Origin of the sequence: Megasphaera massiliensis, assembly GCF_036305205.1 — a bacterium.
GTDB lineage: Bacteria > Bacillota > Negativicutes > Veillonellales > Megasphaeraceae > Megasphaera > Megasphaera massiliensis.
Window position 1 is genome coordinate 153,809 of sequence record NZ_JAXIXE010000050.1, and the last position, 8,632, is coordinate 162,440.

Consider the following 8,632-nt stretch of genomic DNA (forward strand, 5'->3'; position numbering starts at 1 on the left):
TTGGCAGTCTTTGTGCTAGTGTAAACGTAAAATCCAGATAGAGAAAGTGATGTATTATAATGAATGTACTGACAGTAGAACAGGTAAAAAAATCATACGGCCTTCGCGTCCTCTTCGACGACGTGACCTTCGCCATCGACAGCGGGCAGAAATTGGGACTCATCGGTCTCAATGGGGCGGGGAAGACGACCCTCCTCAAGATCATTGCCGGTCTGTCCGATATGGACAGCGGCACGTTGTGGTTCAATCCCAAGGCGCGCATCCATTATCTGCCCCAGGAACCGCAGTTCGTACAAGGCCACACGGTCCTTGAGAGTGTCCTTGACGGCAATCTGCCGGTCATGAAGCTTCTCCGGCAGTACGAAGAGGCCGTTCAAAAAGGGGATGACCGGGCCGTCGTCTCCCTCAGTGCCGAAATGGACCGCCAGCAGGCCTGGGAACTGGAGTCGAAAGCCAAAATCATCCTCGGCAAACTGGGGATTTCTGACCTTACGAAATCCGTTGACGACCTGTCCGGCGGCCAGCGCAAACGTCTGGGCCTGGCCCGGGCGCTGATTATGCCCTGCGACCTCCTCATCATGGATGAACCGACGAACCATCTCGACGAACAGACGATCCTTTGGCTGGAAGAATACCTCCGCGACAGCAAATCGGCTATCCTGCTCAGTACCCATGACCGCTATTTTCTCGATACCGTCGTCGATTCGATGATCGAACTCGACCGAGGGCATGTCTATACGTATGCCGGCAATTACAGCCAGTATCTCGAACTTCGCCAGGAACGACTGGAGCGGGATAAAGCCAGTGAAGCCAAACGGCGCAACCTCATCCGTCGGGAAAAAGCCTGGATTCAGCGCGGTGCCCAGGCCCGGTCGACGAAGCAGAAGGCCCGAAAAGAACGGTATGAACAGCTCTGTGCTATTGAAAACGGCAAACCCATCGGTGAAGTCGAGTTTCTCGACACGTCAGCCCGCCTGGGGAAAACCATCCTCGACATCGACGATGTGGCCTTTGGTTACGACCCGGTCAAGCCCTTGTTCCAACACGTCGATTATCACGTCGTTAAACATGACCGCATCGGGATTATCGGTGCCAACGGCGTCGGCAAGTCGACCCTGCTCAAAGTCCTGTCCGGCCAATTAGTTCCGACGGAAGGATCCCTTACTATCGGACAGACCGTTCGTTTTGGCTTCTTTACCCAGCAGCTTCCCGATTTTGATGAATCGATGCGGGTTATCGATTACATTCAGGAACGGGGGCACTTTGTGGTCAACCAATTCGGCCAGCGCATTTCGGCAACGCGCCTCCTCGACCAATTCCTGTTCACCGAAGAGATGCAGCATACGTTCATTGCCAAGTTAAGCGGCGGTGAACGGCGGCGCCTTTATTTACTGCGCCTGCTCATGGATCAGCCCAACGTGCTCTTATTAGATGAACCGACGAATGACCTCGATATTCCGACCCTGACGGTCCTTGAAAATTATCTCGATACTTTTCAAGGTGTCGTCCTCGTCGTGTCTCACGATCGTTACTTCCTGGATCGGGTGGTTGATAAACTTTTCACATTACACGCGGGGCAGTGGGAACGATTTTACGGCGATTATAGTGAATACTTGGAAGAAAAATACAGCCATCACCAAGAAAAGAAAAGTGAAAAAGCCTCTGGACCTTCTATTACTAAAACGAATATAAAAGCGGTACAGATTAAGGCCGGACTGACGCAGCGCCAAGAAGAAGAGTTGAAGAAAATTACGGAAGAACTGCCTCGTTATGAGGCCATGCTCAAAGGAATCAACGCGGCTATCGCCGCCGCCGGCAGTAATTACGAACAAGTGGAAACTCTCTTGGCCGATCAAAAGGAAACGCAAGAGAAAGTAGATGCTTTGACGGAAAGATGGTGTGAATTAGAAGATTTAAAAGGGGAGTAACCGTAATTTTTTAAACATGATAAAAAAGCATAGGAAATATGGCAAAAAAGGGGCTCGAATTCTCTAAAAGCAATGGAAATTTATGCTGGTTTGTATTATCCTATAAGTAACAAAGTTTGTGATAAAATGTTACATAGTTCTTGGCGCTGCCAACATCATACCCAGCATTTTAAATTTCAGACCGAAAAGGAGTATTCGCCATGCCTGAATTTCATTCCCGCTTTGAAAACATCGACCGCCGCGTCCCCATTGATGAACATAACTGTGCCGTTCAGTTCGACGTGACTAAGTGTAAGAACTGTACCTTATGCCGCAGAGCCTGTGCCGACACGCAGACCGTACTCGACTATTACTCCCTGTCCAGTACCGGCGATCTGCCGATTTGCGTTCATTGCGGCCAGTGTGCGACAGCCTGCCCCTTTGATGCCATTAACGAAGTCAATGACGTCGGCCGGGTCAAGGAAGCTCTGAACGATCCGGATAAGATCGTTATTTTTCAGACGGCTCCTGCCGTTCGCGTCGGCCTCGGGGAAGCCTTTGGCATGGAACCGGGCAGCTTCGTCGAAGGAAAAATGGTATCGGCCCTTCGCGCCCTCGGTGCAGACTACGTCTTTGATACCGATTTTGGTGCCGATATGACCATCATGGAAGAAGCGATGGAGCTCCTGCACCGTCTGCAGTCTGAAGAAATTCCTATCCCGCAGTTCACCAGCTGCTGCCCGGCCTGGGTCGAATTTGCGGAAACGTTCTATCCGGACCTCATTCCTCATCTGTCGTCGACGAAGAGCCCAATCAGCATCTTGAGCCCGATCATCAAGACGTATTTTGCCCAGCAGAAAAATATCGATCCCAAGAAAATCGTCAATGTCTGCGTTACGCCGTGTACGGCGAAGAAATCTGAAATCCGCCGTCCTCAGCTGAGCGCTGCCGGCCTGTTCTGGGATGAACCGGAAATCCGCGATACCGATATCTGTATCACCACGCGGGAATTGGCGAAATGGATCCAGGAAGAAAACATCGACTTCGATGCTTTGGAAAACAGCCATTTCGATAAGACCTTTGGGTCTTCGTCCGGTGGCGGTCGTATTTTCGGCAACTCCGGCGGCGTTATGGAAGCGGCCATCCGCACGGCTTATCATATGTTCACCGGCCGTCCGGCACCGAAGGACTTCATCCCCTTTGAACCGGTACGAGGCCTGCAGGGCGTCAAGAAAGCGACGGTTATCTTCGGTCACTTCGTCATCCACGTCGCAGCTATCAGCGGCCTTGCCAATGCCAGGGCCTTTATCGACGAACTCATCAAGGAAGATGCCTTTGAAGACTATTCCTTCATTGAAATCATGGCCTGCCCCGGCGGCTGCATCGGCGGCGGCGGTCAGCCGAAAGTCAAGATGCCTCAAATCAAAAAGGTACAAGAAGCCCGGACGGCGTCTTTGTATCAGAGCGATGCCGATACGGACGTCAAGGCCAGCTGGCAGAATCCGGAAATCGCCGAACTCTATGAAGTATTCCTCGATGAACCGCTGTCGGAAATGGCAGAATTTACCTTACATACCTATTTCTCCGATAAGAGCGATCAGTTGGGCCGCATGAAGAACCTTACGCCTCAAACGAATCCCATGTCGCCGAAATACAAACCTCCGACAGCTGAATAAGGAGATTTATCACAAAGGTCCTGCATCTTTTTGCAGGGCCTTTTTTGTCGGGATTTTTTTCCAATGGCTGTGCGGCGGGTTTTATGACTATTGTGGATGTAAAAGGTATACAATAAATTAGATATTGACAACCAATATCACAAAATACTATAATGAGTATGTACTCATTGTAACAAGCCTTGAGATGAAAGGAAAAGGCAGATAATATCTTTGTTTTAGGTGAGAGGAAATTAGGAACACTCGATTGCAGCGAATGAAGATGATCTGTATAACCTGTCATTTCTGGCTTGAAAACCAAGAAAGAAGGTATACATAATGAAAAAGAAAATCACAACAACCTTAGCCGTTATGATGGCTGTCGGTGCTGCCAGCGCCTTTGCAGCCAATCCCTTCGTCGATGTACCGTCTGACAGCTGGGCGTATAAATCTGTCGTAGAATTGGCTGATGCCGGCATCATCCAGGGTGTCGACGGCGAACACTTCCAGGGTCAGCGCAACATTACCCGTTATGAAGCTGCCGAAATGGTCGCTAAAGCCATGGCCCACATGGATAAGGCTTCTGTTGAACAGCGGGCTCTCATCAACAAATTGGCTGATGAATTCGCTGACGAACTCAACAACCTCGGCGTTCGCGTCAGTGCTCTTGAAAACCGCGTCGGCAATGTCAAATTGACCGGTGATGCTCGTGTCCGCTTCCAGCACCAGAGCCGTGGCTCTGCCAACGGCAACGATGGCGCCGGCTACCGCAATGATTCCTCTTGGGATTACCGCGTTCGTATTCGCGCCAATGCACAGGTCAATGACCGTACGACGGTAACCTACGGTATCAGCACCAACGACCTTAACTTTGCCGATAACGGTGCAGCTGACAGCAACAACGATATCTTCACGGATAATGCCAAAGTGGACTACAACTTCGGAGGCAATACGTGGAACCTCAGCGTCGGCCGTACCGATACGTACGTCCTCGGCGGTGATCATGCCTACGGCTTCCAGTACGGCGACGTCTTCGACCGCGCTGAATTGTCCTATTCCGGCGACCACTTTGCGGTAACCGGCGGCTATGGTAAGTTTAAAGCCGGCGACATTGCAGGTTCCGACGATGACGGCCTGGACGGTGTCAAGACCGGCTACGGCGTCTTAGAAGGCATCTTCGGCGGCGGCAGCTCGGCAGGTTCTGCTATCGGTGCTTATTACAATGACTTCTCCGTCAGCGGCGGCACCAATACAGGCGATTACTTTGCAGCCGATGATCTCTGGGGCGCTTATGCCAGCTTGAATTTTGGCAAGTGGAACGCCTTGGCCAACTATGAAAAGATCAACAGCAACAGTGCTCAGCTCAGCGATGGATATACGAAGGATCCGGAAGTATGGGTCGGCAAATTGACTTACGGTTCGGCTGACAGCGATACGAAAGGTACGTGGGATGCTTGGGTTGAATACCTCAACTCTGATAAAGGCGCCCTCCTCGGCGGTGCGACGAACTCTTGGCGCGATGACAGCGTCCTCGACAACGTCAAGTCTTGGGGTGTCGGCATCGACTACACCTTAGCGAAAAACGTCGTCCTCACAGCTGCTCAGACCTTTGGCACTAAAGCTAAACACGGCTCGGACGATCCCGATGAATTCACGGATGTAGAAATCAACTTCTTATTCTAAGAGTCATCCTCCCCTGCATAGATAAAACACGAAAGAGGACTGTCAATTGGCAGTCCTCTTTCGCATAGGGGGAGGTGGTTTGCAAAAACAATATTCTAAAGTATAAGTATAAATACTCGTAACGAGATATCAAAATTCTTACATATTCGTTATACTTCACTAATCGTGAATGGGGGACGTTGTGAAGATACGGTGTGTAATTACCTTGAAACGTTATCACCATGAGTCGATGTGACGGAATCGCTGAAAATTTGAGATTTATCCTAAAATGGAGTTAAAAAAGAGTGGCTATTTGACTTATTTGCACTCCAATATGGACTTTTTCGGCTATTCGTGGGATAATAAATAAGTTAACAGTTTAGGATCGTAAAGGAGAAGATAGCGTGCTTAAAAAAATATGGATGCTTCCGCTTATCATGCTCATCTGTCTGATCCCGATGGTATCAGCTCATGCAGCGGCGAAAACGGAAATTACCAATGTGCGGACGGCAACGCGAAACGATGCCAATACGCCTTTTGTCCGGACCGTTCTCGATGTCAGCGGCAAGGTAAATCCCAAACTTTACATCGATAACTCTGGCGAGTATGTTTTTGTAACCTTGCCCAATACCAGCATCGGTAAGAAGGTAGATAAAACCTACAAACCTAATAGTAACGTCATATCCCGCGTGAAACTGTCGTCGCGCTCAGCCGGTACGGATGTCACCATCAAGGTGCCCCAGGCGGTGACCAAGAACGACGTCAAAGTCTTTACCCTTCCCGGGGCGACGGGCGCGAAGGGGTCAAGCCGTGTCGTCATCGACATAAACGATAAGTCCGGTAAGGTTAAACAGTGGAGTCAGTGGAGTACCGACAAGAACAGTAAGACCACGTCCAAACCGGCGGTAAAGCCGTCTTCGACCTGGAAATCACCGACAAAGACGACGACTCCGGCTAAACCATCGGCTACGACCGTTCCTGTCTACGCCAGCAGCCAGTCTTACAGCCTGACCAAAGGGCTTCAGGGTAAGACCATTGCCATCGATCCCGGTCATGGCGGCTCAGACTCCGGTGCTGTCGGTGCTTTTTCGAAGGAAAAAGACATTACCCTGGCCATTTCTAAGAAGGTTGCTTCCTTGTTGAATGCAGCCGGTGCCAACGTCGTCATGACCCGTACGACTGACGTTGACGTTTACGCTCCGTATGACGGTGCCGTAGAAGAACTGCAGGCCCGCAGCAATATTGGCAATGCCGCCAAGGCTGACGTATTCATCAGCATTCACATCGATTCCTTCGATTCACCGTCTGCCGGCGGTGTCACGGCCTATTACAACAGCAAGACGCCTTATGATTACGGCCTGGCCAACTACATTCACCAGCAGAACATGAAGGCGACGAACTTCTCGGACCGCGGTGTCAAGACGGCCAACTTCTACGTCCTCCTGCATACCAACATGCCGGCGACGCTCCTCGAACTGGGCTTCATCTCCAATCCGAGTGAAGAACAGGCCCTCAATACAGAGGCACAACAGCAGAACTTTGCCGAAAGCATTGTAAAAGGGTTAGCGGACTACTTTAATCACAACGGAAACTAATCCCGTTTCTTTCGAATATCCCCGTTATCGGCTCGGCCGTGACGGGGATATTGTCTGTCCGGGACAAAGGCTGTTTTGTAAGTTTCCAAGGGCGTTTATATTGACAGTCCCGATAATTCATGATATAGTAGATGAGTCGTAGCATAAGTGGCTATGGATAAGCCGCGTGGAGAGGCTTGTAAGCGTCCTTTTAGGGAACGCCGTATCCAGCGAGTATATTGATGAGGAGGTGTCACTCATGTACGCTATTATTAAAACAGGCGGAAAACAGTATCGTGTCCAGGAAGGCGACAACATCTTTGTCGAAAAGTTGGATGCTGATGTTGATTCCAATGTCGTATTCGACCAGGTATTGGCAGTCGTCAACGACGGTGATGTTAAAGTAGGTGCTCCCGTTGTCGAAGGCGCTAAAGTAACGGCAAAAGTATTGGCTCAGGGTAAAGAAAAGAAAATCCTTGTTTTCAAATACAAAGCAAAATCTAACTACCGTCGTCGTCAGGGCCATCGTCAGCCTTTCACGAAAGTTTCTATCGAAAAAATCGAAGGCTAATGATTACCATTACGATGCATCGAGATAAGGAATATCGCTATACGGGATTTACCATAAGCGGCCATGCCGATTATGCGGAAGAAGGAAGCGATATTGTCTGTGCCGCCGTATCGGCACTGTCACAGACTGCTTTGTTGGGTCTCATGGAGTATGCTTCGAAGGACGTACCCTATGAAGTAAACGAAGGATTCTTATCGGTAACGGTTCCTGAGCCCTCTGAAGCGTCAGAGATTATCTTAGGGACTATGGCAAGAGGATTGCAGGAAATGGTGCGACAGTATGGAGAATACGTCGTACTCGACTTATAGATGTCAGGAGGTGGACGGAATGTTCAATTTCAACTTACAGCTTTTCGCTCATAAAAAAGGGACAGGCTCCACGCGTAACGGTCGTGACAGCGAATCGAAACGCCTTGGCGTAAAATGCCATGACGGCGTCATCGTTAAAGCCGGCAACATCATCGTTCGCCAGCGTGGTACGCACTTCCATCCGGGCACTAACGTAGGCATCGGCAAAGATGATACGTTATTTGCTACGGCTGCAGGCAAAGTTGCGTTCGAACGCGCTGGTAAATACAACCGCAAAGTCAGCGTATACCCTGTAGAAGCGTAAATACGTGAAGAAAAGAACTGCCGCAGTGAGGCTCAGGCCGACTGTGTCGGTTCTTTTTTGTTTGCAAAAATCCCTTTGACGCGGCCTTAAAATCCTGTATAATAGAACTTGTATTTACTTTGATTAAACTCAAGCGGAGGTGTACACCATGCGTGTTACTGTCAATGGAGAAAACCGTGAGCTCCACGTCTATGACCGCGAGACGGGAAGAGACTATGCCAAACCCATCGTCTGTTCCCAGGAACAATTAGAAACGGATATGTACGGCGAGTTCGTCCTGACGGAAGAAGAATACGCCCATTGGACTGAATTACTGGCGATACAGCAGGAGTCGGAAGACCTGCTCTTTGCCTTAAAAGATGCCGTCGTAAAAGAAGAATGGGACAACTACCTGTACGAAGAAACGAAGTACATGACGACGACCATGGAGACGATTCAGATGGAAAATATCTGTGTCAAGGAATTGAAAGAAGCCTTGGAAACGGGAAATCGAGAATGGCTGACAGAGAACCATTTTTTCAAGACCGCAGAAAAAATGGTTAATTGCAATACCAATTAGGACACTCGAGACAATTCGGCCTGAAATTTAGATTCAGCATCTTCGTAAGCAAAGATTTTTCGAGGCAGTTCATTGATCCAGCGTTCAATCATCGC

The 8,632-nt window shown here is 49.6% G+C and carries 8 protein-coding genes; all 8 read left to right on the plus strand.

Annotated elements, in window-relative coordinates; all coding sequences use genetic code 11:
- The first annotated feature begins 59 nt into the window (after positions 1-59).
- The 8 genes from UCI88_RS11365 (at position 60) to UCI88_RS11400 (ending at position 8,537) form a co-directional block, all read left to right on the plus strand.
- Positions 60-1,928 carry an ABC-F family ATP-binding cassette domain-containing protein gene (locus tag UCI88_RS11365; RefSeq protein WP_256180124.1) on the plus strand — a complete coding sequence of 623 codons (1,869 nt, stop codon included), beginning with the start codon at positions 60-62 and terminating at the stop codon, positions 1,926-1,928.
- A 200-nt stretch (positions 1,929-2,128) separates the two neighbouring features.
- Complete coding sequence (locus UCI88_RS11370; protein WP_044504140.1) at positions 2,129-3,583, plus strand: [FeFe] hydrogenase, group A; 1,455 nt, start codon at positions 2,129-2,131, stop codon at positions 3,581-3,583.
- A 315-nt stretch (positions 3,584-3,898) separates the two neighbouring features.
- Positions 3,899-5,242, plus strand: a complete 1,344-nt coding sequence (locus tag UCI88_RS11375) for an S-layer homology domain-containing protein (protein WP_065360492.1) — start codon at positions 3,899-3,901, stop codon at positions 5,240-5,242.
- Between the two features lie 383 nt (positions 5,243-5,625).
- Positions 5,626-6,816, plus strand: a complete 1,191-nt coding sequence (locus tag UCI88_RS11380; protein ID WP_225069694.1) for an N-acetylmuramoyl-L-alanine amidase family protein — start codon at positions 5,626-5,628, stop codon at positions 6,814-6,816.
- A 238-nt stretch (positions 6,817-7,054) separates the two neighbouring features.
- Positions 7,055-7,366, plus strand: a complete 312-nt coding sequence (rplU, locus tag UCI88_RS11385; protein WP_044504138.1) for a 50S ribosomal protein L21 — start codon at positions 7,055-7,057, stop codon at positions 7,364-7,366.
- Entirely contained in the window at positions 7,366-7,674 is a 309-nt protein-coding gene (locus UCI88_RS11390) for a ribosomal-processing cysteine protease Prp (RefSeq protein ID WP_044504137.1), read from the plus strand. Before rplU ends, UCI88_RS11390 begins: the two co-directional genes overlap by 1 nt.
- Positions 7,675-7,693: 19 nt before the next feature.
- Positions 7,694-7,978: a 50S ribosomal protein L27 gene (gene rpmA / locus UCI88_RS11395; RefSeq protein ID WP_020311207.1), complete on the plus strand. Its 285-nt coding sequence runs from the start codon at positions 7,694-7,696 to the stop codon at positions 7,976-7,978.
- Positions 7,979-8,126: 148 nt separating this feature from the next.
- On the plus strand, positions 8,127-8,537 hold the full coding sequence (locus UCI88_RS11400; RefSeq protein ID WP_256180125.1) for a hypothetical protein: 411 nt from the start codon (positions 8,127-8,129) through the stop codon (positions 8,535-8,537).
- Positions 8,538-8,632: the final 95 nt, after the last annotated feature.

Bases quoted from the DNA above. Each gene is read 5' to 3' on its own strand.
- UCI88_RS11370 (WP_044504140.1), top strand. From the start codon at position 2,129: ATGCCTGAATTTCATTCCCGCTTTGAAAACATCGACCGCCGCGTCCCC.
- rpmA (WP_020311207.1), top strand. From the start codon at position 7,694: ATGTTCAATTTCAACTTACAGCTTTTCGCTCATAAAAAAGGGACAGGC.
- UCI88_RS11400 (WP_256180125.1), top strand. From the start codon at position 8,127: ATGCGTGTTACTGTCAATGGAGAAAACCGTGAGCTCCACGTCTATGAC.
- UCI88_RS11375 (WP_065360492.1), top strand. From the start codon at position 3,899: ATGAAAAAGAAAATCACAACAACCTTAGCCGTTATGATGGCTGTCGGT.
- rplU (WP_044504138.1), top strand. From the start codon at position 7,055: ATGTACGCTATTATTAAAACAGGCGGAAAACAGTATCGTGTCCAGGAA.
- UCI88_RS11365 (WP_256180124.1), top strand. From the start codon at position 60: ATGAATGTACTGACAGTAGAACAGGTAAAAAAATCATACGGCCTTCGC.
- UCI88_RS11390 (WP_044504137.1), top strand. From the start codon at position 7,366: ATGATTACCATTACGATGCATCGAGATAAGGAATATCGCTATACGGGA.